Source organism: Dellaglioa sp. CoH-55-MRSF-8, assembly GCF_056782195.1.
The window spans coordinates 96,102-122,528 of the sequence record NZ_JBXAYH010000001.1; the positions used below are offsets into that span (position 1 = coordinate 96,102).

The following is a 26,427-nucleotide window of genomic DNA, read 5'->3' on the forward strand; positions in this document are numbered from 1 at the left end:
AACATGGGAATTGTTATTTCATTAGCAAACCAAAAAGGTGGCGTTGGTAAAACAACAACGAGTGTGAATTTAGGCGCTTGTTTAGCCGAGCTAGGCAAGCGTGTTTTATTAATAGATACGGATGCTCAAGGAAATTCAACAAGTGGTGTTGGTATTGAAAAATCAACAATAAAAAAAGATATTTATGATGTTTTAGTTAATGAATTTCCAATTAAGGAGACAATTCTAGCTACTAGTCATAAAGGATTAGATATCGTTCCGGCAACCATTCAATTGGCTGGTGCTGAGATTGAATTAACACCGCAAATGGCTCGTGAAACAAGATTATTGGATGCCGTTAAAACAATTGAAGATCAGTATGATTATATTTTAATAGATTGCCCGCCATCACTTGGATTGATTACAATTAATGCCTTTACAGCTAGTAAATCAATTTTAATTCCTGTTCAAAGTGAATACTATGCTTTGGAAGGTTTAAGCCAATTGCTTAACACAATTCGTTTAGTTCAAAAGCATTTTAATCCAGATTTAGCCATTGAAGGCGTTTTAATGACAATGTATGATGCACGTACAAATTTAGGCGCAGAAGTTGTGTCTGAGGTGCAAAAATATTTTGCAGAAAAAGTCTACAAGACAATTATTCCGCGAAATGTCCGCTTGTCTGAAGCACCTAGCCATGGGATGGCAATTATTGATTACGATCCTAAGTCGAAGGGTGCTCAAGTCTATATGGAATTGGCAAAGGAAGTGTTAAAAGCGCATGGTAAATAATAAAAAAGGTCTTGGAAAAGGGATTAACGCGTTATTTCAGGATGAACTTGATCAATATGATGATACAAAAGAATCTGTTGTTCGTTTAAACTTAGCTGAAATTCGCCCTAATCCTTACCAACCTCGTAAAACATTTGATGAAGATGCCCTAAAAGAATTAGCTGCGTCTATCAAAAAATCAGGTGTCTTCCAACCAATTATTGTAAGAGAATCAGTCATTAAGGGTTATGAAATCATTGCAGGAGAACGTCGTTTCCGTGCGTCTAAATTAGCAGGACTAACAGATGTCCCTGCAATTATTAGAACGATGACAGAAGAAGCAATGATGGAAGTTGCTATTTTGGAAAATTTACAACGTGAAGAATTGTCTCCTTTAGAAGAGGCAGAAGCTTATAACATGTTGATGGAAAAATTAAACTTAACGCAGTCACAAGTTTCAGAGCGATTAGGCAAAAGTCGTCCTTATATTGCTAATTATTTGCGTTTATTAGGATTGCCCAACTCAGTTAAAGAATTACTCCAAGTTGATCAGTTATCGATGGGTCAAGCAAGAACATTGCTGTCACTTAAAGATAAACAAAAAATTGGGGCATTAGCTAAAAGAACAGTTAAAGAAAATCTAACTGTTCGTGAGTTGGAAAAAGTAATTGCCCAAATGAACGGCGAAATTAAAAAGAATACTAAAAAAGTGAACGAAGTTGAAAAATCAATTTATGTTCAACAAAGTGAGAACTTGTTAAAAGAAAAATTTGGAACACAAGTTTCTATCCAACAGAGCAAAAAAAATCATAAAGGTAAGATAGAAATTGACTACTTATCAACGGATGATTTGAACCGTATTTTGGACTTACTTGATATTTCACTAGACTAGGAGGTTAGTCAGTATGTATGACTTACATGATATTGTTGAAATGAAAAAACCACATCCTTGTGGGACTAACCGCTGGGAAATCGTGCGAATGGGAATGGATATTCGCATTAAGTGTTTAGGATGCGGGCACCTTATTCTATTACCTAGACGAGAATTTGAAAAAAAGATGAAAAAAATGTTAGAAAAAGCAACAACAGAAGATAATACAAAATAAATGAAAAGAGTGACGTCTAATTATGGCATTAACGGCAGGAATCGTAGGATTACCAAACGTAGGTAAATCAACTTTATTTAACGCAATTACAAAAGCAGGCGCGGAAATGGCTAATTACCCATTTGCGACAATCGATCCAAACGTTGGGATGGTTGAAGTTCCAGATAAACGATTAGCACGTATCGATGAAGTAGTCCCTGCTAAAAAAATTATTCATACAACTTTTGAATTTACGGATATTGCCGGTATTGTTAAAGGCGCAAGTAAAGGTGAAGGACTTGGTAATAAATTTTTAGAAAATATTCGTCAAGTTGATGCTATTGTGCACGTTGTTCGTGCATTTGACGATGATAATATCACACATGTTTCTGATAAAGTGGATCCAATGGACGATATTGAAACAATCAACTTAGAACTTGTTTTTGCAGATTTAGATAGTGTGACAAAACGTTATGCTAAAGTTGAAAAAGTGGCTAGAACAAAAGATAAAGATGCGTTGGCTGAATTCAGTATTTTACAAAAAATCAAACCAGTTCTTGAAGCTGGACATGCCGTTCGCTCAATTGAATTTGATGAAGAAGAAGAAAAATATGTTAAAGGTATGTTTTTATTAACGAACAAACCAGTTCTTTATGTCGCTAATATTGCTGAAGATGACATGGCTGACCCAGATGCTAATAAGTATGTAAAATTAATTGAAGCCTTTGCAAAAGAAGAAGGTTCAGAATGTTTAGCCGTTTCTGCTAAAACAGAAGAAGAAATTGCTGAACTAGATGATGAAGATAAACTTGATTTCCTTGAAGCTGCTGGTGTTGAAGAATCAGGACTTGATCGCTTAATCAGGGCATCTTATAAATTACTAGGTTTAGCAACTTTCTTTACTGCTGGTGGTGCCGAAACACGAGCATGGACCTTTAAACAAGGGATGAAAGCACCTCAAGTTGCCGGAATTATCCATTCAGATTTTGAACGTGGATTTATCCGTGCTGAAACAATGTCATTTGCTGATTTAGATAAAAATGGAAGCGTCGCAGCAGTTCGTGAAGCTGGTCGTTTACGTTCCGAAGGTAAAGAATATGTCGTACAAGATGGCGATATTATTGAGTTCAGATTTAACGTCTAAATAAAATAAGTCAGTAGGGGTTGTTAGTCATGTCAGAAGAAAACAAAGTCGAAGAAACATCAGTTGAAGAGAGAAATGCGACAGCTGCAGCAAAACAAAAAGAACATTTAGAAAAAGAAACGAAGTTACAGGATAAAGGACCCTTTGCGGGATTAACGAAGCGTAATGAAGATTATGTTTACCGTTTAAATAGTATTTTGAAAGATTCAAAAATTAATGATGAAAAACGAAATACGGTCATTGGTGAAATTGTTGCAGAACTTCGCACCGAACAGCATAAAGGTGTAACAGCAACTAAACTATATGGTCCTGTTAGTACAAAAGCAACTGATATCATTATGGGCCCACAGAAAAAAGCTGCAGAACCAACAAGTAGTTTTTGGTTAACAGCTTTAGATAATGGGTTGATGATGTTATTAATTTTTGCTGGTATGTACGGTGTTATGGGATTAATGAGTAAAACAAGTACGCAAGCAGAAGCTTCTGGTGCTGGTGGATTATTAACACTACTAATCACATCAATTTTGGGTGGTATTGGAGCAGCGCTCTTCTACAAAAAATATGGCCCAAACGTCAAAAAAGAAGACAAACCAGCTTTCTGGGTTACATTACTAGTATTTGTAGCCTTTCTTGCAGTATGGATTCTTGCCTACATGTTAGTGGCATTGATTCCAGGACCACTTAATGCATTGTTGCCAGCCCCTGTTTATCTTGTAATTGCATTAATCGCATTTGCAGTTAGAATTTACGTTAAACGTCGCTATAATATCAACCGAACAATGTTTTAAATTGATTGATATCTTGAAAAGAGTTCAGGTAAAATTTTTGAACTCTTTTTTGTTACAGTTAAAAACGATTATAGGTTAATAAGAATCGGACGATAACCTTGACCAATGTTGAGTTTATCTGGTATGTTAGTAAACAAAATAAAAGTAGAAAGCTGGTTTTAAAATGTCAAATTGGGAAACGAAGTTCGTTAAAAAAGGATTTACTTTTGATGACGTGTTGTTAATACCTGCAGAAAGTCATGTATTACCGAACGAGGTTGATATCAGTGTACAATTAGCTAAGAATATCAAATTAAATGTCCCAATTTTAAGTGCTAGCATGGATACTGTTACAGATTCTAAAATGGCGATTGCTATGGCTCGCCAAGGTGGCTTAGGTGTTATTCATAAAAATATGAGTATCGAACAACAAGCTGAAGAAGTCAGAAAAGTAAAACGTTCTGAAAGTGGCGTTATTATTGATCCTTTCTATTTAACACCGCAACATTCTGTTGCAGATGCTGAACAATTGATGAAACGTTACCGTATTAGTGGTGTTCCAATCGTTGAAACATTAGAAAATCGCTTATTGATTGGTATCATTACGAATCGTGATCTACGTTTTGTTTCTGATATGTCAGTCCTAATTGATAGTGTTATGACTAAAGAAGGATTAGTAACAGCTGCGGAAGGTACTTCGCTTAAAGAAGCTGAAAAAATACTCCAAAAAAATAAAATTGAAAAATTACCAATCATTGATAAAAATGGTCGTTTAACTGGTTTAATAACAATTAAAGATATCGAAAAAGTTGTTGAATTTCCTAACGCAGCTAAAGATGAACATGGCCGCTTACTTGCTGCTGCCGCTGTTGGTGTTACAAGTGATACATTTGAACGTGCTACAGCTTTACTAGATGCTGGTGTTGATGCTTTAGTTATCGATACTGCTCATGGTCATTCAGCCGGTGTTATCCGTAAAATTACTGAAATCAGAGCACAATTCCCAGAAGCAACTTTAATCGCAGGTAATGTCGCAACTGGCGAAGCAACTCGTGCCCTTTATGATGCTGGCGTTGATGTTGTTAAAGTTGGAATAGGACCTGGATCAATCTGTACAACACGGATTGTTGCTGGTGTTGGTGTTCCGCAATTAACAGCTATTTATGACGCTGCTGAAGTAGCTCGTGAATATGGTAAAACAATCATCGCTGATGGGGGTATTAAATACTCTGGTGATATCGTTAAAGCCCTTGCTGCCGGTGGTAACGCTGTGATGTTAGGTAGTATGTTAGCTGGAACTGATGAAGCTCCTGGTGAATTTGAAATTTATGAAGGTCGTCGTTTCAAAGTTTACCGAGGTATGGGAAGTTTAGCAGCTATGGAACAATCAAATGGTTCTTCTGATCGTTACTTCCAAAGTGGCGTAAATGAAGCTAATAAGTTAGTGCCAGAAGGTATTGAAGGTCGTGTATCATACAAGGGTAGTTTAGCTGATATTGTTTTCCAAATGGTTGGAGGCTTACATTCAGGTATGGGTTACGTTGGTGCTGGAACATTGAAGGCATTACAAGATGACGCACAATTTGTTCAAATTTCAGGTGCTGGTTTAATTGAATCACATCCACATGATGTTCAAATTACCAAAGAAGCACCTAATTACTCAGTTAAATAATAATTAAAAAGGCGTGATTTCTTTCAGATGAAAGAAGTTACGTCTTTTTTAATGGAGAGTTTTAAATTATAAATAAGACTCTAATGATTAATCATGATTTGATGCAAAATCATTGTATACAGTAAAAGGAATACGACATTAGTTAGAAATATTAATTTACTTAAAAATAAGTATCAATTGTGGAAGTATTTAAATTTATAGACTACACTACGAGTATAAATATTATAGGGGGTTACGAATATGTTAATTATTGATTACGTTCATGGGGAACAGCTACAAGCAACTTATAAAACGGCAGCAGCTTTTGTTGCGATGATGCAATTGGAAGTACCTGAGTTTGAAGATTATTATAAAATTACTAAAGTAACGGAATCTGGTAAAGAGATTGAGTTATCAGATAAAACAATGGGCGGTTTATTTAACTACTTATTAGAACGTGGATAATAAAAAATGGAAAGCTTTCGTTTTTTACGAAAGCTTTTTTTGTACTACTTAGATTAAGTAGATTTAACCAATTCTTTAAAGTTATCGTGTGTGATATTTGATACAATATACTATAAGTAAAGAAAAGTCAGGAGATATCCAATGAAAATTTTAGTTGTAGATGATGAAAAAGAAATCGTTGATTTAATCTCTATTTATTTAAAAAATGAAGGTTACGAAGCAATTACTGCTCAAAATGGACTTGAAGCGATTGAAAAATTAGAAGAAATGCCAGAAATCGGTGTAATGATTCTCGACGTTATGATGCCTAAAATGAACGGAATGGATGTCATTAAAGAGGTTCGTAAAACTTCAGAAATTCCAATATTAATGGTTTCTGCTAAAACAGAAGATATGGACAAAATTCGTGGACTGATTACAGGTGCTGATGATTATGTTGTTAAGCCATTTAACCCATTAGAAATTATGGCACGTGTTAAATCATTACTCCGTCGTAGCCAAAACTCGAATCCGGCACCTGATGTTGCACTTGAAATAGGACCGCTAATTATTAAAAAAGATTCTCATGAAGTTCAAACAGTTGAAGGTAGTGATATTCAATTAACTGCTTTAGAATTCGGTATTTTATATTTATTAGCCTCACATCCAAATCATGTGTACTCTGCGGATGATATTTTTGAACAAGTTTGGCAACAAGAATCAATTATTTCTGCCAAAACAGTAATGGTCCATGTGAGCCATTTACGTGATAAAATTGAAGCAGCAACAAACGGTGATGATATTATCAAAACCGTCTGGGGCGTTGGATACAAGATAGAAATGCATTAGTGAGGGGTTATTTTTGAAATTAACTGGTAGAGAAAAAAGTGAATTAATCGCGGAAGGATTCATCACGATTATTCTATTAATTTTACTGAATTTATCAATTTTTATTCTATTAAATCAGACGATTGCTTCAAACCCAGGACTTGAGAATGGTATTTTTCAAATTAAGACGGCATTAACTTTTGGGCCGAATGATTTCAATGTCTGGAGTTGGGGGAATGTTTTTGTTGCGTTCATGCTTATTGTGGACGTTGTCGTGCTCTATTGGCGACTAATTCGACGTTATCATCAAATGCAGTTACGTCATGTTATTTCAGAATTGCATTATATTGCGGACGGTCATTACGATCATCAAATTCCTTTTAAACTACAAGGTGATATGGCGCGGGTCGTTTCAAGTATTAATGCTTTGGTTCAAAGTACGATTGAATCAATGGAAGAAGAACGTCGAATTGAGAATTCAAAGGATGAGCTGATTACCAATGTTAGTCACGATATTCGAACACCATTGACATCAATTATCGGTTACTTAGGTTTAATAGAAGATAATCAATATAATTCGCAAGAAGATTTACTATCTTACACACATACAGCATTTGTGAAATCAAAGCAGATGAAGGTTTTAGTAGAAGATTTATTTGAATACACAAAAGTGCGACAGACGTCGACGCCAATTAATGCGATTAATTTTGATATGAATCAAATGTTAGAACAATTGGCAGCTAGTTTTGAACTTGAAGCTAAAAATAAAGAAATGACAATTAGTAGCAATACGAACCCTAACCCGTTAATGATGGAAGCTGATACTGAAAAATTAGGCCGTGTTTTTAATAATTTAATATCAAATGCCTTAAAATATGGGGCAGGCGGTAAACATATTTATTTAGAAGCAGAAAAAATTGGTCAGGAAGTTATCGTAAAAGTAACTAATGATGGCCCTAAAATACCTGAACAATCACTTAATCAATTATTTGATCGGTTTTACCGAGTGGAAGAATCTCGTTCACAAAAAACGGGCGGAACTGGATTAGGGCTTGCCATTGCTCAAAGTATTGTCACGCTCCACGGTGGGTACATATATGTTGTCTCAAATGAAGAGCTAACTAGTTTTGTTATTCATTTACCATTGGGTAAGAATATAAAATTAACTAGAAAGCAAGAAGAACAGTTGCAAGAATAGCTATTATTGGGTATTCTTAAATGAATAAGAGAAGTTAAGAGGGTAAAGAGAAAATGATATTTTTAAAACGTACAAAGAAATTCGTAATTGGGCTTATTTCAGGGGCAGCACTATTTACTGGGGTTTCAGCAATGGGACTTCAAGATGAGGTTAAATCTGTATCAGCTGCAACAACCAGTTCAAGCGCTATTAATTTAACAGCTAAAGCTGCTTTAGCAATTGATGCAGATACTGGACAAGTAATCTATGAAAAAAATGCTGATGCTGTTTTACCAATTGCATCAATGACAAAATTAATTTCGATTGATGTTATTTTAGATCAAATTAAAAGTGGTAAATTAACTTGGGATCAAAAAGTTAAGATTGATAACGATTCTTATAAAATTAGCCAGGATACATCATTATCAAACGTTCCGTTGAGTAAAACGAAATCATACACAGTTAAACAACTGTATGATGCTAGTTTAATTTACTCAGCAAATGGGGCTATTATGGCACTTGCTCATGAAGTATCGGGATCGCAAAAAGATTTCGTAACATTAATGCGTGCAAAGGTTAAGTCATGGGGAATTACAGATGCTAAGATTGATAACGTTTCTGGTTTAACTAATAGCGATATCAGTAAAGCTGATCGATACCCCGGTTCAGCCGCATCAGATGAAAATGAATTAACTGCCAAAGATATGGGAATTGTTGCTAAAAACTTACTTAAAAAGTACCCAGAAGTATTAAAAACAACAAGTATCAAACGTAAATATTTCGATAAAGGAACATCTGACCAAACACTAATGGAAAACTGGAACTGGATGTTACCTGGTTTAGCTAAGGCATATACAGAATTACCTGTTGATGGATTGAAGACAGGTACTTCTGACAAAGCTGGTGAATGTTTTACAGGAACTGTAAAAAAAGATGGTCATCGAATTATTACGGTCGTTTTAGGATCATCACACAAGAGTGAAACGGATGTAAGTCGTTTTACAGATACACAAAAAATAATGTCATATGTATTTGACATGTTCAACGTGGAAACAATCAAGGCTGGTACAATATTTAAAAACGCCGATAGTTTACCTGTATTTCATGGTAAAGAATTAACAACTAAAGTTATGCTTAAATCTAATCAAAAAGTTTGGTTGAAAAAAGGCGAAACAGTTAAGTCGATTATTTCAGCTAAAGTATCAGAAAATACTGATTTAGTTAAGAAAACAGGATTAGAAGCCCCAATTAAGGCTAATAGTGATATTGGAACGCTTAAATTAACTGGTAAAGATAATGCGTTATCTTATGTTGATGGCAAAAAATCACTTTCTGTTACAGGAACGAATAAAGATGCCATTGAAAAAGCTAACATTTTTGTTATTATGTGGCGTGCAATTACTAACTTCTTTGGAAATTTATTTTAAATCAATAAAATCATCTCTGATTTCTAGGGTGATTTTTTTGTCTATATGGGCAATTTAGTCGTGTAAGATTAAAAAAACATTAAAAAGAAAATAAAAATTTGTTGTTCGTGGACATTTGATGTATATTATAACGTATCGATAAAATTTTATAGTAGAAATAATTAATTTAGGGGGCACCAATTTTAATGAAAATGATTAAGAATGAATTTAAATTTGTTGGAAAGAATAGAATACTTCTAGTTTCAACAATTGTTATGATGCTTATTCCGATTCTGTATGCTGCTTTCTTCTTGAAATCAGTTTGGGATCCATATGGCAAAACAAGTGATTTACCAGTAGCAGTCGTTAATAACGATGAATCTGTTAAATATAATGGAACGACATTGGATGTTGGTGATCAACTTGTAAAAGAGTTGAAGAATAATGACCAATTGAAGTGGACATTCGTTTCTGCAAAACAAGCAAAACAAGGAATGAAAGACAACAAGTACTATACAACAATTACGTTGCCTAAAAACTTCTCTTCAAATGCTGCAACTTTAATGGATACAAATCCTAAAAAGATGAAAATCACGTACGATACTAATGCATCTCGTAACTACATTGGTGAAGTTATCAGTGAAACAGCAGCAAAACAATTAAATAGCCAAATTCGTGAATCAGTCACGAAAGCATATGCAACAGCTATTTTCGGCCAAGTTAAAACAATCGGTAAAGGCTTTAAGACAGCTGCAAGTGGTTCTAAAACATTGTCTGATGGTACAGTAACATTGAATGATGGCTTAAATAGCTACATTACTGGTGTAGGAACTGTTAATAATGGTGTTCAAACACTTTCAACTAGTGTTGTTCCATTAAAAAATGGTGTTCAAAAATTAGCAACAGGCGCTGGTTCTTTAAGTGCTGGATTATCAAAACTTAATAATAGTACAGGTACATTAGCTTCAGGTGTATCGAAACTAGATACTGGCTCAACAACATTAGCAAGTGGTGTAAAAGGTTATACTAATGGAGTTACTGAATTAAATAGTGGTTTGAGTCAATTAAGTTCAAATTCTCAAGCATTAAATGATGGAATAATTACCTTAAGAGGTGGTATTACAACAGTTCAAGCGGGTAACCAATCGTTAACTAAAAGCTTGAAGGAGTCTGCTGCAACTTTAGATACACAATTAAATAGTCCAGATTCACAAGCTGAAATGGCAAAATTAATGGCTGGATTTACAGCATTAGATTCAGGAATTTCTAAGTTGAATTCTGAATTAAATGGCACAAATGCGCCTAATATTGATGCTAAAAAATTAACAGCCGATTTAACTCAAATTGGAGCTAATACTAAACTTGTTGCCGCTAAAGCAACAGATGCTGGTTCACAATTGAGTGAATTAAATAATAGTCTTTATAGTACAACTAACGCATCCAGTGTTGCTGCACAACTTAAGGATGCGCAAAGTAATATGGGTGCTTTAGTTACCTTTGTAAAATCACCTGATTTTGCAGCTTTAGAGAAATCTAATCCAACGTTAGCAAAAAGTATTGCTGCTTCTGTTAATGGATTAGGAAGTAATCTTCAAACTGCTGGCACAAGTTTAGCAGCATCAGGTAATAATACAACAAAAATTAAAACAGATTTATCTGATATGACAACACCGTTGACTGATAACGGTGACAAATTAAAATCGATTCAAAAAGAATTAGCAGCTATTCAAGAATTACTACCTAAATTACAAGCATTAAAGGCGGGTGTTGCCGAGTTATCTGCTCAAGAACCACAAGTAACAGCAGGTGCTAAGAAAGCCATTGATAAACTAATGGCTGGATTAAATACTGTTAAAACTGGTTTAACGCAGACAGGTTCTGGCACAAAGGAAAGTCCTTATGGTGCTATCCAAGCAACAGACTTACTAAATGCTGGATTAGGTCAAATTATGGCTGGGTTAAATGGTACAGATAAAACTCCTGGCTTAATTCCAAGTGTACAAAAATACACTGCAGGTGTATTAAGTGCTAATAATGGTTCTAAAACATTAATTGGAAACAACAGTGCCTTAGTATCAGGCTCGAGTCAATTAAGTACTGGATTATCAACATTGAATGGATCAGTACCAACATTGACATCAGGAGTTAGTCAATTAGCTACTGGCTCAGGTACATTATCAAATGGTTTAGTAAGCTTGAATGAACAAGTACCAACACTTGTTGCTGGAGTTGATAAATTAGCTGCAGGGACTCAAAAATTAGATGATAACTCAGCTAAATTAGGTGATGGTTCTAAATCACTTAAAAAAGGGTCAAAAACATTAGCTACTGCTCTTAAAACAGGATCAGATACAGTTAATGGAATTAAAGCAACTAACAAGACAGCTAATATGTTTGCAGCACCTTCAGAATTGGAACATAAGAATTACAGTTATGTTCCTAACTATGGACATGCTTTAGCACCATATGTTCTTTCACTTGCATTATACGTTGGGGCAATCGTCTTTAACTTTGCATTCCCAATCCGTAAAATTTCAACTGAAGGTCAATCAGCAACAGCTTGGTTCTGGAGTAAAGTTGCTATTGGAACTGTCGTTGCCCTTGGTATGGCACTTGTTGAAGTTACAGGGATGCTTATGTTTGGATTACAAGCAGACCATATTGCTGAAACTTACTTAATTGCAACAGTATTCTCGTTAACATCGATGTATCTTGTTATGGCACTTGCTATGGCATTTGATAATCCTGGTCGATTCGTGGCCATGGTTCTCTTGATGTTACAATTAGGTGGCGCTGGTGGTACGTTCCCAATGGAAGTTACGAATAGCTTTTTTAATGCCATCCATCCATTCTTACCAATGACATACTCAACCTTAGGGTTCCGTGAGTCATTAACTTCTGGAATGGTTAGTGGACAAATTGGCATGAGCGTATTTGTTCTTGCAATCTTCGCTATCGTTTCATTAGTTCTATTATGGGTTGCTATGCAAATTCTTCAAAGAGTTGGACTTGCTGGTAAATCACAATTAGATGATAATCAAAAATTACAAGATTTAGAAAAATAGATTATTAAATAGAGTTACGCAAAATTAATTTTGCGGGCTCTATTTTTTTGATTGAATATATTTAGAATGGGTTAATTAAATTGAGGTTCTTAATCTTAGTCCTAATGGTCGTAATAATAACTAAAAAGCGGTATACTGTTACTATTAATATTTAAAACAATAGGAGGCCAAATTATGTTAAGTCATTTTGATGAAAAAAATGTTGAAGTTAACGAAAAAGGAATTCCATTTCCAGCTGATACACGTGTTAGTTTTGAAACAAATAACGAGTTCTTTACTGGTGTCGTTGAAAAACAACTAAAAAATTCGGCTATTATTAAATTCGATAAGGAATTTATTAAGAATGAAACAGCTGAAGAATTAAAACATAAAATTGTTGTTAGTTATGCAGGATTAGAATTAATTAAATAATCAGGATTAGAGATTAGCGTGCGTACTTAGCGCTAATCTCTTTTTTTAAATTAAACTAAAAGGGGGAAGTCAGAATGAATAGGTGGATCCAGAAATATCTAGATAAAGCTAGTTTGTTGGCCTCTCCCGTACAAATTGTTGTCTTTTACTATTTAGCATTGATTGTAGTAACAAGTATTTTATTATGCCTTCCGTTCTTCAAACAACCTGGTGCTAGTGTGCCATTTATTGATACAATATTCATGGCAGTCTCAACGGTTAGTGTTACAGGATTAACCACATTTCCGTTAGAGCAAGTCTATAACAATAACGGTATCATCTTACTAGAAATGCTTTTTCAAATAGGTGGTTTTGGTATAACAATGCTCTCAACGTTTATTATGGTAATTGCTGGTCGACGCATTGGGTTGCAACAACGCAGGCTAATTCAAACTGATATGAATCAACCGCATTTAAGTGGAAATGTTCGTTTAGTTTATTCAATTTTCGGCATTATGCTAGGGATTCAAGCTTTTTTTGGTGTGATATTTTCAATTTATTTATATGTACGTGATGGCTTTGAACATCTAGCTGCGTCAATTTTTGATGGCTTTTATATTGCAATATCTGCGTTAACAAATGCGGGATTTGACGTTACTGGGAAATCTATTATCCCTTATTCGAAAGATTACGTCTTTTTATTTTTAATTATGATTTTAATTTTTATAGGTGGTTTAGGATTTCCCGTTATTATTGAAATTTTAGCGTGGATCAAGGTTACGTGGTTCAAACCAGGACATAAAAAATTTAGATTTTCATTATTTACAAAATTAGCAGGTAGTTTTGCGATTGGATTTTTCTTTATTGGAACAATATTAATTTTCTTATCTGAACATAATGGTTATTTTGCACATAAGGATTTCGTTGAGAGAGTTATGACAGCTATGTTTTATAGTATTACAACGCGTAATGCCGGACTACAAATTAATCAAATTAGTGATTTTAATACGACAACCTTATTGATTTTTTCTATGTTAATGTTTATTGGTGCTAGTCCAAGTTCAGTTGGTGGTGGTGTTCGAACAACAACAATTGGGATTTTAGGATTATATTTGTTATCGTTTATTCGTGGACATAAGAATGTGAATATTTTTAATAGAAGGATTCATGAAAATGATATTCAAAAATCAGTAGTAGTTGTTAACCTATCGATATTTATGTGTTTAATCGCGGTCTTTATTTTAAGTATTACGGAGAATCATTCGTTGATTTCGCTGATTGTAGAAGTAACTTCTGCTTTTGGAACGACGGGATTATCAACGGGAATTACCAGTTCATTAAGCATTATCGGTAAAATGGTCATTATTATTTTGATGTTTGTTGGACGCGTAGGGATGTTATACATGTTAATATTCTTTGTTTCGAAAAAAGAACGGGATGAAAAGTATCGTTTTCCATCAGAACAGATCATTATTGGATAACTTTTTGATTAGAGTTACTAAATAATGAGTATTAAGAAACAGATGTATGCTATAATTTATATCGTTAAACCAACTTTATATTATTGGAGGACTATCGTGAAAGAAACAGAGAAACGCTGGCTCACAGTTCTTAAAATTGCGATGCCGCTTTGCCTGAGTTACGTCCCAATTGGACTCGCATGTGGTATTTTGTTGCATGCAGCAGGCTTCAATACGATATTAGCAGGATTAGTTTCCATACTTGTCTTTTCAGGTGGTGCACAGTTTTTAATTGCATCAATGTTGACGATTCAGTCGCCAATTCTTTCAATTGTTACTATGCTATTTTTCTTAGAATTACGGTATGCGTTATTAGGTGCTAGTTTGTCACAGTACATTCGAGGAACTAGTCGTAAGTTTTTATACATATTTGCGGCATCACTAAACGATGAAAATTACGCAGTAAACTATTTAAAATTTGCAACAGATAAAGAATGGAAACCAAAAGATGCCTTGATGGTTGAACATTATTCATTATTATTTTGGACGATGAGTAATATTGCAGGTAGTTTAATTGGTGCTGGGTTAAAAATTAATTTAAGCATTGTTGAATTTGCATTAACTTCATTATTTATTTACATGATAGTCATGCAACTTAAAAATTATCTCACAATTATTATTAGTATTCTTTCAGGTATTTTAGCAATTATTTTCATGTCATTGTTCCAAAGTACGATGGGATTAGTTGTAGCAACTTTACTAGCTTCCTTTGTTGGATTTATTATTGAACATGAAATTGTTAGAAAAGGTAAACGAAATAAATTATTAAATACGATTAAACCAAAAGCAAGTCGACATACAATAAGTAGAAAGTCTAAAGTTTCTGAGGAAAGTTAACTATGGAAATGACAACAATGGATCATTTTTTATTAATTATTTTATCTGCAATTGTTGCATATTTACCGCGATTTATTCCATTACGAATTTTTTCATCTCGAGAAATCCCAGAATGGTTTAATGAATGGATGAAGTATGTACCCGTTGCGTTATTTTCAGCATTAGTTTTTAAAGACCTTTTTATTGATTCAAGTTTTCAATTTGTGGGCGTAGATAACGTCACAAAATTAATAGCGGCTGTGGTTGTATTCGCAATCGCATATCGTACGAGATCAATGGGATTATCTGTTGTACTTGGACTTTGCGCTATTATGCTGTTGTCACTTATATTATAAATTAAGTAAATAAGAATTTAGTTTCTCTCAGGGACTAAATTCTTATTTTGAATAACGGTTGAAGGATGTTCCATGATATAATAACAGCGATATAAATATAGGGATAAGAGGTGTGGTTAAAATGAAAAAATGGGTATGGGGATTAGTTGCAGTTGTTATAGTAGGTATGTTTGGTGGCTACGGTTTAACGAAACATGCAGAAGCAAATAAAAATTATAATACAGCCATGAAGAACGGTAAAACTGCGATTCAAGATGCAGAATATACTGAGGCAGAAAATTATTTTGATGTCGCTTTAAAAAAGAAATCAAATGATGCGACTGCACAAGCTTACAAGACACAGGTGACACATTACAAGGCAGTAATTAACAAAACTGAAGATCGTCAGTATAGTAAAGCAAAGGATGCAATTAGCATCGTGCTAGCGGATCATGATGGATCAGCAGTCATTAAAAAACGAGCAACAAATTTGAAAAAAGAATTAACAACGGTTCTTGAAAAACGTGCGCTATTCATAAAAACATATAATGAAGCAATGAATTTAAATACAGAATATAGCTACACAGCATCAAACGATAAATTAACTGAAATCTTAAAAGATAGTAGTATTGATAAAAATTATTACTCAGATTTAAAGAAAAAAGCAACAGACTTACAACAAAAAAATGATAAGAATTTGGCAACGATTGGCTACCCAACAAGTAGTTCTTCAAGCAGTTCTTCAAGTAGTTCGAAAAGTTCAACACCATCATCTAAAAGTAGTGGTTATGGGTCGGAGTATAGTATACCAGAAATAAAAAACAATTCGTCAGCTACGTTGACGTCAGAAGAACAAGCCGCTGCATCATCGTATTCAGGTTCGAATGAATATACAACAAGTTCATCTAACATAGTAGATGGTAACGGTAAAGCAATTACAGCATCACGTATTAAGGCAGCACGAGACTCAATTAAATTTGCTGGTGTTAACCCTAACTCATTTAGTGATTCAGATGTTGTAAAAATTATTAAACAGGCTGTTAAAGAAACAACAAGTGTTAAAGCTATTGCAGCGCGAGATTACAAATAAATTAGTATTTTAAGAGTGTGATTCTAAATTTTAGGATTATGCTTTTTTCTTAACCTCCACTGAAAACGTTTACTTTTAATTTGGTGCAAAGTTATTATATAGTAGAAATAAGGGGGAATATGACATGTACTTAGCTGTTAAAGAGATTAAATATAATAAACTTCGGTATGGTCTGATTATTTTCACCATCTTTTTAGTTTCATATCTCATTTTTTTTTAACGGGATTGGCTTTTGGGCTTGCGAACAATAATCGGTCTTCAATTGATAATTGGGATGCGGATAACATTGTTATCAGTCAGTATGCGAATAATAATTTGGCATCTTCCGAGATACAAAAAGACTCACTTCCTAAGATTTCAGGGTCAAAATCAGACTACGCTTATTTAGGTCAAATGATGGGCGTTGCTAGTCGGAAAAACGAACCAAAAGCTAATATTAGTGTTTTTGGAGTTCAATTTAATCAATTTTTGAAGCCTAAATTAGTTCAAGGCAGAATGCCGCAGAAAGTTAACGAAGTAGTTGTTGATAATGGATTAGATGCCACTAAATTAGGCCAAAAAATAAAAATTAATAATGCGAAACAAGAATATAAAGTAGTGGGGATAACGACGGGTAATAAATACACAACAGCACCAGTTGTCTATTTACAATTAGCTGACTATCAAACGTTACGTTATGGCCCGGACAATCCGACTGAAAAAATTAATGCAGTTGTTTTAAAAAATTCAGCTAAAATTAAAAAAGATCAACAATTAGCGACATTAACAATGGACAAGGTGATTAACAACATACCGGGATATGGTCCAGAAGTGAAGACCTTTACGTTAATGATTGGCGCCTTATTTGTCATTATTGCGTTTATCGTAGGTATCTTTATGTATATTTTAACCATTGAAAAAACAGCCGTTTATGGCGTGTTACGTGCACAAGGAGTTTCTAGTGGGACTTTGGTTAAAAGCTTAATTTGGGAGTCGTCATTACTAGGTTTACTAGGAATTGGATTGGGTATTATTGCAGATGTGGCAACAGCGCTATCGTTACCAGCTGCCGTCCCATTTTTAAATAATGTCTTCTTAGTCGTAGGATTTTCGGTTATCTTATTATTGATGATCATTCTAGGATCACTATTCTCCATTTTTAAAATATTACGTGTTGATCCACTTGATGCAATTGGAGGTGTCTAAATGAGTTTAATGCAATTATCTGATGTTTCTAAAACATTTGGAAAAGGTGATAATAAAAAGTTGGCTCTTGATAATATTGATTTAGTTGTTGAGAAAGGGACGTTTATTGGCTTGACAGGTCCATCAGGATCTGGAAAAACAACGTTGCTGACCATTATGGGTGGATTACAAGGATTAACCGATGGAACAATTTATTTTAAAGATCAAGAGATCGGACAATTAAGCGAAAAAGAGCGAACTAGGTTACGATTTAATGAATTTGGGTTTATTTTACAAGGGTCTAATTTAGTCCCATTTTTAACCGTTTTAGAACAATTTGAATTAGTCAATAAAATGAAAACTAAAAAAGAAAGTCGTAATCCCGAAATGATGTTACGTGACTTAGGTGTATGGGACCAAAGAAATCAATATCCTGCTAGTCTTTCAGGTGGTCAAAGACAACGCGTTGCAATCGCTAGAGCATTATTTGGGCAACCGGAGCTCATCTTTGCTGATGAGCCAACGGCAAGCTTAGATAGCAAAAGAGCGAAGCAAGTTGCAGCCCAGCTAGCCGATATTACTAAAAAGACGGGACAAACGATTATTATGGTTTCACATGATGAAGATGTCTTGGCATATACAGACCAAACATTTTTTATGCGAGATGGACAGCTCACAAAAGAATGATTTTTAATGATAACGAAAAGAGAACCGCAATTGCGGTTCTCTTTTCGTTTAAAGTTTTACTATTTTAGTGGAGTCCATTTCCAGTTATTAACTTCTGGAAGATCATCACCATTTTCACGGATGTATGATTCATGTTTAGCAACCATAGCTTCCATTTCTTTAACAAATTTATCGCCTGCAGCGCCTAAGTTGCCAGCTTGTAAGACAGCATCTTTAGCAAGGTTGTAACGATCCATTTGGTTCAAGACACGCATATCGAATGGTGTAGTGATATCACCATTTTCACGGTAACCATGGATTGAAACATTGTGGTTATGACGATCATAGAAGATGTCACGAACCATAGCTTCGAAACCATGGAATGCGAATACGACTGGTTTATCAGTTGTAAAGTAACCGTCAAATTCTTCATCAGAGAAACCACGAGGGTCAATCTTAGGATGACGTAATTTTAAGATATCTACAATATTGATGAAACGAATCTTCAATTCTGGGAATGCTGAGTTTAAAAGACTAACAGCAGCTAAAGCTTCTAAGTTAGGTTCTGAACCAGCAGCAGCAATAACAAGATCAGCATCATCGCCCTTAGCAGTACTTGCCCAATCGATAACTTTCAAACCATTGTCAACAAGTTCTTGAGCTTCATCAGCTGAGTAGAATTGAGGACGTGGTTGTTTACTTGAAACGATTAAGTTAATAAGTTCTTCACTTTGAAGAGTCTTATTCATAACAGCTAATAAACTGTTAGAATCAGCAGGTGTATATTCACGGATAAATTCAGGTTTCTTATCAGCTAAATGACCAAGCATACCTGGATCTTGATGAGTATAACCATTGTGATCTTGTTGGAATACAGTTGATGTTGCAATAACATTCAATGATGGGTATTGTTTACGCCATGTTTGTTCTTTGGCTTTACGTAACCACTTGAAATGTTGTGTCAACATTGAATCAACGACACGTAAGAATGATTCATAACTAGCGAAGAAACCATGACGTCCAGTTAAGACATAACCTTCCATCCAACCTTCAGCTTGATGTTCTGATAATTGTGAATCAAGAACACGGCCTACAGGACTTTGCCATTCGTCGTTACCTTCTTTGATTGGTTCTAACCATTGACGGTTAGTAGCTTCAAAGATAGCATTCAAACGGTTTGATTTTGTTTCATCTGGTCCGAAGATACGGAAGTTTTTAGGGTTTTCTTCAATAATATCACGAGCGAAGTCACCGAAAATAATCATATCTTGTGCTGTAACAGCACCTGGAGTTGATGTATCAACAGCATTTTTCTTCCAATCAGGCATAACTAATTTTTGAGGATTAATACCACCGTTAGTAATAGGGTTCATTGCCATACGTTGGTTGCCTTTAGGTGCCATTTCTTTTAGTTCAGGAATTAATTGACCGTCTTTTGTAAATAATTCTTCTGGACGGTATGATTTCATCCATTTAACAAGAGCATCAACATGTTCCATGTGACGTTGGTCTACAGGAATTGGAACTTGATGAGCACGGAATGAGCCTTCGATTGGTTCGTTGTTCCAGACTTCTGGACCAGTCCAGCCTTTTGGTGTACGAACAATCATAACAGGCCATTTAGGCATTGTTGCTTCTTCAGCTGGGTGTTTGCGAGCTTCAGTTTGGATTGCTTTAATTTTTTCGATAGCAAGATCCATTTTTTTAGCCATTTCAGGATGGATGATCTCAGGATCAGTTCCTTCAACGAAAATTGGATCCCAACCCATACCTTCAAAGTATTTTGTTAAATCTGCATCAGATTTACGTGATAAAATTGTAGGATTTGAGATTTTGAAACCATTCATATCAAGGATTGGTAATACAGCACCATCATTAACTGGGTTAATGAAGACATTTGAGAACCAACTTGCTGCTAATGGTCCAGTTTCTGATTCACCATCACCAATTACTGTAGCAGCAATTACGTCAGGGTTATCAAGAATAGCACCAGCGGCATGAGATAATGAATAACCTAATTCGCCACCTTCATGGATTGATCCTGGTGTTTCAGGAGCAGCATGAGAAGCGACACCACCTGGGAATGAAAATTGTTTGAACAATTTTTGCATACCAGTTAAGTCTTCAGTGATTGTTGGGTAGATTTCTGTATAACTACCATCAAGGTAAGCATTAGAAACCATAACTTGGCCACCATGACCAGGTCCTTCAATATAGAACATGTTTAAGTTATATTTATTAATTGCACGGTTTAAATGAGCGTAAATAAAGTTTTGGCCTGAGATTGTTCCCCAATGACCAATAGGGTTAACTTTGATGTCTTCAGGTACGACTTCAGTTTGTAATAATGGATTTTGTTTTAAATAAAGTTGTCCAACTGAAAGGTAGTTTGCTGCACGCCACCAAGCATCAACTTTATCTAAATATGATTTAGATGAAAAATCAGTTTCTGTCATAGTTACACACTCCTATATGTTTTATTTGCTAAAGTTATAGCGCTTTCTATATGTTCATAATAACAAACATTAAATAAAAGTCAATCATTTAATTCATTGGAACGTACCAATTATTTTAAAAAGTAAATAAAAAGCCGTTAAATAGCCTATTTAACGGCCATGAAAGTATTAAATTTAGAAAATTTATAATGAAATCTCATACTTGAATATTCAAATGGGGTACCATTATCTAAGAAGAAAATACCATCCATTATACTAACTGGTTCAGTTGGTTTTAAATTTAAAAGTTTTTGATCATTTTCGTCTGATGGTTCAGCGTAGATTGAAAGCGACGATTTAGTAACTGATTGATTCTGAATATCCTCCAAATAATTAAAAATTGATCCTTTAACAATTGTTTGAGATAAATTAGGAACAATCTTAATTGGAATATAGCCTGTTTCAATCATAAAAGGCGTTTTTTCAAATAAACGTAAGCGAACAATCTTGTAGACAAAATCATCTGTGTCTAAGAAAAGATTGCGTTGTAAATCTTCTGAGGGCGCAATAACTTCAAAACTTAGTACTTTAACTTTAGGGCTTTTACCATTCATTTCAAATCCGTCTGTAACACCTAAGTTAGAGCCTTCATAATTAAAAACGGTTTTATTTTTTAAATATAAGGGATTAATGAAGGTGCCGGAACCGCGTTTTTTAAAAATAATACCGTCGTTAGCCATTTGGCTAAGAGCTCGTTTTACTGAACTACGACTAATTTTATAAGTTTCACTCAAACTACGTTCATCAGGGAGTTTCATGTCGGGAAATTCATCTGCAGCGATTCTTTTTTTAAGTTTACTAATCAGTTGTTTGTAAATTAATTCAGCCATACAAGAGTACTCCTTTCGTAGAGTCAATCTTCATAGTTAACCATAAGTTTTAATAGACGACAAGTCGTCAACTTTCCGGAGAGATAATTATTTTAGAACAAAAAGGTAAGAATTACAGACATTTTAGTAAATATTTTGTACAATGAAGACTATAGTTAAAGGAGTGTGTCTATTGGAAATTTGGCAAAGTTTTATTGAAAATATTAAGTTACGTAGATTTGTTGTACTTTGTGTAATTATGGGTGTTATTTTTCTTGCGAAAGATGTCATTAGCATTGTTCTATTAACTTTTATATTTACATATTTAGTAGTCCGATTGATAAATGTTATTCAAAGACATTCATCAATTAATAGTCGAATAATTGTTATAGGAGTATATCTGGCAATTATCGCGCTGCTTTATTTGGCAGTTACTAAGTATTTTCCTATTTTAGTTTCGCAAACAGTTTCAATGGCACATTATGTGATTAATTTTTATCGTCATCCAGGTAAAGATACAAATCTTGTGATGGAATGGGTACTTAAATCTATTGGTAAATCTCAAATTGTGCCACAATTAAAAAGTAGTTTTACGCTTGTATTTCAATATATAACGAGCATTGGTTTTATGGCAGCAACATTTTTATTATCGCTTATTTTAAGCTTCTTTTATACGATTGAAAAAGATCAGATGACACATTTCTCAAAAAACTTTTTATCAAGTGATTTTGGTTGGTTTTTCCAGGATATTTACTTCTTTGGTGAAAAATTTGTTAAATCATTTGGTGTCGTTATTGAAGCACAATTCTTTATCGCAACTGTTAATACAGTTATTACTGTGATTGGGTTGTACTTCATGCATATGCCACAGCTCTTGCCTTTAGGAATATTAATTTTCTTATTAAGTTTAATTCCAGTCGCAGGGGTATTAATTTCATGTATTCCATTAAGTTTAGTTGGTTATTCGGTTGGTGGCGTACGTGATGTGGTTTACATCTTAATTATGTTAATGGTCGTTCATTTATTAGAATCATATGTATTAAATCCTAAATTTATGTCAAGTCGGACAGAACTACCTATATTCTTTACATTTGTAATCTTGTTAGTCAGTGAAGAATTATTTGGAACGTGGGGCTTGATTGTCGGAATTCCCATTTTCACATTCTTCTTGGATATCTTGGGTGTGAAGTCAATTCCTGGATCTAAAGGACGGATTGGTAAAATTAAAGGAATAAGGAAGGATAGTCAAACTGATGGTAAAGAAAAATAAATTTTTAGCTGATTTTAGAGTGAATAGAAAAAATACAAATTCAGTTAAATGGGATAGTTTAAAAGAGCAATATGGCGATGATAAATTATTGCCACTGTGGGTTGCAGATATGGATTTTAAAGCACCTAAAGCCGTAACTGATGCTTTAATAGCACGGGTACAACATGGTGTTTTTGGTTATTCAACAATTCCTGATTCATATTATGATGCCTTTTTTGATTGGCAACAATCTCGCTATGGGATTGAACTGCATAAGGAATGGATGAGATTTGGAACAGGGGTTGTAAATTCATTATATCAATTAGTCGATTTAATGACGGAACCAGGTGATAGCGTCTTAGTTCAAACACCAGTATATTACCCTTTTTATAGTGCAATTGAAGATAATAACAGACGTATCGTACGAACACCTTTGAAACATGAAAATAATCAATATGAAATGGATTTTGAAGCAATTGAACGAGATATGAAAGCTAATCACGTTAAATTACTTATTCATTGTTCACCGCATAATCCAGTTGGTCGCGTCTGGACTGAAGCTGAACTGACACAACTCTTTGAAATTTGTCGTGAAAATAAAGTGATGGTAATTTCGGATGAAATTCATCAAGATTTAATTGTGGGAAAAAAACCATTTGTATCAGCTTTATCAATAGACGAAGGTCGTTATCGAGATAATATGGTTGTCGTTAATGCTCCCTCAAAAACATTTAATTTAGCTGCTTTACAAAACTCGCATATCATTATTCCAAACGCGCAATTACGAGCTAAGTACGATAAAATGGTACAGCGTTTGAACAAACCTGAGGGTAGTTTAATGGGATGTGTTGCTGGAGAGGCGGCTTATCGTTCAGGAGCAGTTTGGTTAGATGAAATTCTGAGTATCGTAAGGACCAATTATTTAGAAGTCAGCCACCAATTAGTCAATAAATTTCCAGAAATTAAAATTAGTGAACTAGAAGGCACATACTTGATGTGGATTGACCTTTCAGCATATGTAAATCCCAGTCGGATGAAAGAATTTATTCAGAATGAGTGTGGCTTAGCTATTGATTATGGACAATGGTTTAGTGAAGAAACGCCAGGCTTTATTCGAATGAATTTGGCAACTGATTTAGGAACGGTTCAAACAGCTGTTGATCAGTTGTTAAAGGGACTCAAAAGTGCAAAGCTAAATCGCTTAAATTAGACTATTAATTTATTTCATTTCAGTGTAAAATAAACCAGTAAACTAAAAATAGAAAAAGAGGATTTTATCTTATGGCAAAATTAGTATTTATTCGTCACGGACAAAGTGAATGGAACTTATCTAACCTTTTCACAGGTTGGGTAGATGTTAACTTGAGCGAACAAGGCGTTGCTGAAGCACAAGCAGCTGGTAAAAAGATTAAAGAAGCTGGAATCGAATTTGATCAAGCTTATACATCTGTTTTAACACGTGCTATTAAAACATTACATTACGCACTTGAAGGTTCAGACCAATTATGGGTTCCTGAAATCAAATCATGGCGCTTAAATGAACGTCATTATGGTGCATTACAAGGCCAAAACAAAGCCGAAGCAGCAGAACAATTCGGTGAAGATCAAGTTCTTGTATGGCGTCGTTCATACGATACATTACCTCCACTTTTAAGCGCAACTGATGAAGGTTCAGCAGCTAACGATCGTCGTTATGCTGATTTAGATCCTAAAGCTATCCCAGGTGGCGAAAACTTAAAAGTTACTTTGGAACGTGTTATTCCTTTCTGGGAAGACGAAATCGCTCCTAAATTACTTGAAGGCAAAAATGTAATCGTTGCTGCACATGGTAACTCATTACGTGCCCTTACAAAATACATTGAAAACATCTCTGATGCAGACATCATGGGCGTTGAAATGGCAACTGGCGAACCAGTTGTTTACGATCTTGATGACAAATTAAACATCGTAAGCAAAATTAAACTTTAATATTAATAAAAAACCTGATGACAATTTTATGTCATCAGGTTTTTTTGTATTAGTCAATAATTGGCGAAAAAGTCGGTAGTTTTAGCAGTTAAAACCAGAAAGCGCTTGCCAAAGCAAATAATATGTATTATATTGATGTAATCGAATACACATTCTATTTGATAAATATATCAAAGAAATGAAGGAGAAACGTTATGGCAAAAGTTATTACTGTTTTGGGCTCAACTAATATTGATAAGGTTGTTTCTGTACCCCGTTTCGCAACTAGCGGCGAAACTTTACACACACCAAATCATCAAGTTGAAGCAATGGGTGGAAAAGGATTGAACCAAGGTGTTGCCGCTGCACGTTCTGGTGCAAAGACTAACATGATTACAAAAGTTGGTAAAGAATTTGATACCTCAAAGAATATGAATGTTGAAAACTTAAGCACTGAACATGTGATTGTTTCAGATACTGAAGAAACTGGACAAGCTTATATTACTGTTTCAGCCGAAACAGGCGATAATATTATCCATATTTATGGTGGCGCTAATGCTGATATGACACCAGCTGATGTACGCGCACATGAAGCTGCCATTGCTGAATCAGATTTTTTGATTGCGCAATTAGAAATTCCAACAGAATCAGTTATTGAAGGTTTCAAGATTGCACGCGAACATGGTGTTAAAACAATTTTGAACCCAGCTCCAATGCCTGAAAATGGTGGACTACCAGCTGAATTATTAGAATTAACTGATATTATTACACCAAATGAACATGAAACATTCTTATTGACTGGGATAGAAGTGACTGATGAACATTCAATGATACACAATGCTGCGTACTATTTTGAACGTGGAATTAATACCGTAATCATTACAATTGGCTCAGAAGGTTCTTTCTACATGCGTGATAATGGTGAAGAAGGAGTCGTTCCAGCATTTAAGGTTAAGGCTGTTGATACAACTGCTGCCGGCGATACTTTTATTGGTGCTACAGCAACACGTTTACATGCTAATTTAGATAATTTAGCTGAAGCTATGCGTTATGGATCAGCTGCTTCATCTGTAACGGTGTCACATGCTGGTGCACAACCAAGTATTCCAACTGAATCTGCTGTATTAGCTGTTTTGGATGCTAATAAATAAATTTAAATTGTTGAATGGGAGATAAATTATGCGTAAAACTAATCTTTTGAATACAAAATTATCAAATGCTATTTCTGAAATTGGACATACACAATGGTTAACAATTGGTGACTCAGGCCTACCAATTAAGGATGATGGACGTAAAATTGATCTTTCAATCGTACGTGGATTACCATTATTTATTGATGTTTTAGCTGCAACACTTTCTGAAATGAAAATTCAAAAAGCTTTTTTAGCTGAAGAAATTAAAACGGTTAATCCTGAACAATATGCTGCTATCAAGGCTTTATTAGATGATGATGTTGAAGTTGTTTTCATTTCACATGATGAATTGAAATCGATGAGTCGTGATGATAATAATATTGCTACAGTACGAACAGGTGAAATCACACCATTTTCAAATATCGTTTTGGAATCAAATGTTGATTTTGAAGGCGAAGCAATTAAATAGTTATTAATATAAGGATAGGATGATATA

At 34.5% G+C, this 26,427-nt stretch carries 25 protein-coding genes; 23 read left to right on the plus strand and 2 right to left on the minus strand.

The window, feature by feature from the left end:
- Positions 1 to 3: 3 nt before the first annotated feature.
- The 18 genes from AC1RPW_RS00475 to AC1RPW_RS00560 all read left to right on the plus strand — a co-directional run bounded on the left by AC1RPW_RS00475 (position 4) and on the right by AC1RPW_RS00560 (position 18,319).
- Entirely contained in the window at positions 4 to 771 is a 768-nt protein-coding gene (locus AC1RPW_RS00475; protein WP_409021824.1) for a ParA family protein, read from the plus strand.
- Entirely contained in the window at positions 761 to 1,642 is an 882-nt protein-coding gene (locus AC1RPW_RS00480) for a ParB/RepB/Spo0J family partition protein (protein ID WP_409021823.1), read from the plus strand. The genes AC1RPW_RS00475 and AC1RPW_RS00480 overlap by 11 nt, the downstream gene beginning before the upstream one ends.
- A 13-nt stretch (positions 1,643 to 1,655) precedes the next feature.
- Positions 1,656 to 1,856 (plus strand): DUF951 domain-containing protein, encoded by a 201-nt coding sequence (locus tag AC1RPW_RS00485; protein ID WP_409021822.1) that lies wholly within the window; start codon positions 1,656 to 1,658, stop codon positions 1,854 to 1,856.
- A 22-nt stretch (positions 1,857 to 1,878) separates the two neighbouring features.
- Positions 1,879 to 2,979: a redox-regulated ATPase YchF gene (ychF, locus tag AC1RPW_RS00490; protein ID WP_481761066.1), complete on the plus strand. Its 1,101-nt coding sequence runs from the start codon at positions 1,879 to 1,881 to the stop codon at positions 2,977 to 2,979.
- A 29-nt stretch (positions 2,980 to 3,008) separates the two neighbouring features.
- Positions 3,009 to 3,767, plus strand: coding sequence for a DUF1129 family protein (locus tag AC1RPW_RS00495; protein ID WP_481761065.1), 759 nt, complete (start codon positions 3,009 to 3,011; stop codon positions 3,765 to 3,767).
- Between the two features lie 163 nt (positions 3,768 to 3,930).
- A complete protein-coding gene (gene guaB, locus AC1RPW_RS00500) occupies positions 3,931 to 5,418 on the plus strand; it encodes an IMP dehydrogenase (protein ID WP_481761064.1) in 1,488 nt (495 codons plus the stop codon).
- Between the two features lie 240 nt (positions 5,419 to 5,658).
- Complete coding sequence (locus tag AC1RPW_RS00505) at positions 5,659 to 5,862, plus strand: hypothetical protein (protein WP_481761063.1); 204 nt, start codon at positions 5,659 to 5,661, stop codon at positions 5,860 to 5,862.
- 141 nt (positions 5,863 to 6,003) lie between these two features.
- On the plus strand, positions 6,004 to 6,690 hold the full coding sequence (locus tag AC1RPW_RS00510; protein WP_409021818.1) for a response regulator transcription factor: 687 nt from the start codon (positions 6,004 to 6,006) through the stop codon (positions 6,688 to 6,690).
- Between the two features lie 13 nt (positions 6,691 to 6,703).
- Positions 6,704 to 7,867, plus strand: coding sequence for a sensor histidine kinase (locus tag AC1RPW_RS00515; protein WP_481761062.1), 1,164 nt, complete (start codon positions 6,704 to 6,706; stop codon positions 7,865 to 7,867).
- Positions 7,868 to 7,920: 53 nt separating this feature from the next.
- On the plus strand, positions 7,921 to 9,273 hold the full coding sequence (locus tag AC1RPW_RS00520) for a serine hydrolase (RefSeq protein WP_481761061.1): 1,353 nt from the start codon (positions 7,921 to 7,923) through the stop codon (positions 9,271 to 9,273).
- 185 nt (positions 9,274 to 9,458) lie between these two features.
- A complete protein-coding gene (locus AC1RPW_RS00525) occupies positions 9,459 to 12,317 on the plus strand; it encodes a YhgE/Pip family protein (protein ID WP_481761060.1) in 2,859 nt (952 codons plus the stop codon).
- A 174-nt stretch (positions 12,318 to 12,491) separates the two neighbouring features.
- The gene (locus AC1RPW_RS00530; RefSeq protein WP_409021814.1) at positions 12,492 to 12,728 is read left to right on the plus strand and encodes a hypothetical protein; all 237 of its coding nucleotides are present in this window, start codon (positions 12,492 to 12,494) and stop codon (positions 12,726 to 12,728) included.
- 74 nt (positions 12,729 to 12,802) lie between these two features.
- Entirely contained in the window at positions 12,803 to 14,188 is a 1,386-nt protein-coding gene (locus AC1RPW_RS00535; protein ID WP_481761059.1) for a TrkH family potassium uptake protein, read from the plus strand.
- Positions 14,189 to 14,284: 96 nt separating this feature from the next.
- Positions 14,285 to 15,064, plus strand: a complete 780-nt coding sequence (locus AC1RPW_RS00540; protein WP_481761058.1) for an AzlC family ABC transporter permease — start codon at positions 14,285 to 14,287, stop codon at positions 15,062 to 15,064.
- 2 nt (positions 15,065 to 15,066) lie between these two features.
- Positions 15,067 to 15,399, plus strand: a complete 333-nt coding sequence (locus tag AC1RPW_RS00545) for an AzlD domain-containing protein (protein ID WP_409021810.1) — start codon at positions 15,067 to 15,069, stop codon at positions 15,397 to 15,399.
- A gap of 121 nt (positions 15,400 to 15,520) precedes the next feature.
- Complete coding sequence (locus AC1RPW_RS00550; RefSeq protein ID WP_481761057.1) at positions 15,521 to 16,468, plus strand: hypothetical protein; 948 nt, start codon at positions 15,521 to 15,523, stop codon at positions 16,466 to 16,468.
- Between the two features lie 225 nt (positions 16,469 to 16,693).
- Positions 16,694 to 17,653, plus strand: coding sequence for an ABC transporter permease (locus AC1RPW_RS00555; protein WP_481761056.1), 960 nt, complete (start codon positions 16,694 to 16,696; stop codon positions 17,651 to 17,653).
- Positions 17,654 to 18,319: an ABC transporter ATP-binding protein gene (locus AC1RPW_RS00560; RefSeq protein WP_481761055.1), complete on the plus strand. Its 666-nt coding sequence runs from the start codon at positions 17,654 to 17,656 to the stop codon at positions 18,317 to 18,319.
- Positions 18,320 to 18,378: 59 nt separating this feature from the next.
- Here the strand turns inward: AC1RPW_RS00560 and AC1RPW_RS00565 are convergent, their stop codons facing one another.
- Positions 18,379 to 20,754, minus strand: a complete 2,376-nt coding sequence (locus AC1RPW_RS00565; RefSeq protein ID WP_481761054.1) for a phosphoketolase family protein — start codon at positions 20,752 to 20,754, stop codon at positions 18,379 to 18,381.
- A gap of 146 nt (positions 20,755 to 20,900) precedes the next feature.
- Complete coding sequence (locus AC1RPW_RS00570; RefSeq protein ID WP_481761053.1) at positions 20,901 to 21,623, minus strand: GntR family transcriptional regulator; 723 nt, start codon at positions 21,621 to 21,623, stop codon at positions 20,901 to 20,903.
- A 172-nt stretch (positions 21,624 to 21,795) separates the two neighbouring features.
- Here AC1RPW_RS00570 and AC1RPW_RS00575 point away from each other — a divergent pair, with 172 nt between their 5' ends.
- The 5 genes from AC1RPW_RS00575 (at position 21,796) to rbsD (ending at position 26,400) form a co-directional block, all read left to right on the plus strand.
- Positions 21,796 to 22,872, plus strand: a complete 1,077-nt coding sequence (locus AC1RPW_RS00575) for an AI-2E family transporter (protein ID WP_481761052.1) — start codon at positions 21,796 to 21,798, stop codon at positions 22,870 to 22,872.
- On the plus strand, positions 22,856 to 24,061 hold the full coding sequence (locus tag AC1RPW_RS00580) for a MalY/PatB family protein (protein ID WP_481761051.1): 1,206 nt from the start codon (positions 22,856 to 22,858) through the stop codon (positions 24,059 to 24,061). The genes AC1RPW_RS00575 and AC1RPW_RS00580 overlap by 17 nt, the downstream gene beginning before the upstream one ends.
- Before the next feature lie 71 nt (positions 24,062 to 24,132).
- Complete coding sequence (locus tag AC1RPW_RS00585; RefSeq protein WP_409021802.1) at positions 24,133 to 24,819, plus strand: 2,3-diphosphoglycerate-dependent phosphoglycerate mutase; 687 nt, start codon at positions 24,133 to 24,135, stop codon at positions 24,817 to 24,819.
- Between the two features lie 194 nt (positions 24,820 to 25,013).
- Positions 25,014 to 25,949, plus strand: a complete 936-nt coding sequence (gene rbsK / locus AC1RPW_RS00590) for a ribokinase (RefSeq protein WP_481761050.1) — start codon at positions 25,014 to 25,016, stop codon at positions 25,947 to 25,949.
- Positions 25,950 to 25,977: 28 nt separating this feature from the next.
- Complete coding sequence (gene rbsD / locus AC1RPW_RS00595) at positions 25,978 to 26,400, plus strand: D-ribose pyranase (protein ID WP_409021800.1); 423 nt, start codon at positions 25,978 to 25,980, stop codon at positions 26,398 to 26,400.
- Positions 26,401 to 26,427 lie beyond the last annotated feature (27 nt).

What these genes read in the sequence shown, in the direction of transcription:
- AC1RPW_RS00505 (WP_481761063.1), top strand. Translation starts at nt 5,659, where the DNA reads ATGTTAATTATTGATTACGTTCATGGGGAACAGCTACAAGCAACTTAT.
- AC1RPW_RS00580 (WP_481761051.1), top strand. Translation starts at nt 22,856, where the DNA reads ATGGTAAAGAAAAATAAATTTTTAGCTGATTTTAGAGTGAATAGAAAA.
- rbsK (WP_481761050.1), top strand. Translation starts at nt 25,014, where the DNA reads ATGGCAAAAGTTATTACTGTTTTGGGCTCAACTAATATTGATAAGGTT.
- AC1RPW_RS00475 (WP_409021824.1), top strand. Translation starts at nt 4, where the DNA reads ATGGGAATTGTTATTTCATTAGCAAACCAAAAAGGTGGCGTTGGTAAA.
- AC1RPW_RS00550 (WP_481761057.1), top strand. Translation starts at nt 15,521, where the DNA reads ATGAAAAAATGGGTATGGGGATTAGTTGCAGTTGTTATAGTAGGTATG.
- AC1RPW_RS00495 (WP_481761065.1), top strand. Translation starts at nt 3,009, where the DNA reads ATGTCAGAAGAAAACAAAGTCGAAGAAACATCAGTTGAAGAGAGAAAT.
- ychF (WP_481761066.1), top strand. Translation starts at nt 1,879, where the DNA reads ATGGCATTAACGGCAGGAATCGTAGGATTACCAAACGTAGGTAAATCA.
- AC1RPW_RS00570 (WP_481761053.1), bottom strand. Translation starts at nt 21,623, where the DNA reads ATGGCTGAATTAATTTACAAACAACTGATTAGTAAACTTAAAAAAAGA.
- rbsD (WP_409021800.1), top strand. Translation starts at nt 25,978, where the DNA reads ATGCGTAAAACTAATCTTTTGAATACAAAATTATCAAATGCTATTTCT.
- AC1RPW_RS00525 (WP_481761060.1), top strand. Translation starts at nt 9,459, where the DNA reads ATGAAAATGATTAAGAATGAATTTAAATTTGTTGGAAAGAATAGAATA.
- AC1RPW_RS00565 (WP_481761054.1), bottom strand. Translation starts at nt 20,754, where the DNA reads ATGACAGAAACTGATTTTTCATCTAAATCATATTTAGATAAAGTTGAT.
- guaB (WP_481761064.1), top strand. Translation starts at nt 3,931, where the DNA reads ATGTCAAATTGGGAAACGAAGTTCGTTAAAAAAGGATTTACTTTTGAT.
- AC1RPW_RS00510 (WP_409021818.1), top strand. Translation starts at nt 6,004, where the DNA reads ATGAAAATTTTAGTTGTAGATGATGAAAAAGAAATCGTTGATTTAATC.
- AC1RPW_RS00545 (WP_409021810.1), top strand. Translation starts at nt 15,067, where the DNA reads ATGGAAATGACAACAATGGATCATTTTTTATTAATTATTTTATCTGCA.
- AC1RPW_RS00585 (WP_409021802.1), top strand. Translation starts at nt 24,133, where the DNA reads ATGGCAAAATTAGTATTTATTCGTCACGGACAAAGTGAATGGAACTTA.
- AC1RPW_RS00520 (WP_481761061.1), top strand. Translation starts at nt 7,921, where the DNA reads ATGATATTTTTAAAACGTACAAAGAAATTCGTAATTGGGCTTATTTCA.
- AC1RPW_RS00560 (WP_481761055.1), top strand. Translation starts at nt 17,654, where the DNA reads ATGAGTTTAATGCAATTATCTGATGTTTCTAAAACATTTGGAAAAGGT.
- AC1RPW_RS00535 (WP_481761059.1), top strand. Translation starts at nt 12,803, where the DNA reads ATGAATAGGTGGATCCAGAAATATCTAGATAAAGCTAGTTTGTTGGCC.
- AC1RPW_RS00485 (WP_409021822.1), top strand. Translation starts at nt 1,656, where the DNA reads ATGTATGACTTACATGATATTGTTGAAATGAAAAAACCACATCCTTGT.
- AC1RPW_RS00480 (WP_409021823.1), top strand. Translation starts at nt 761, where the DNA reads ATGGTAAATAATAAAAAAGGTCTTGGAAAAGGGATTAACGCGTTATTT.
- AC1RPW_RS00530 (WP_409021814.1), top strand. Translation starts at nt 12,492, where the DNA reads ATGTTAAGTCATTTTGATGAAAAAAATGTTGAAGTTAACGAAAAAGGA.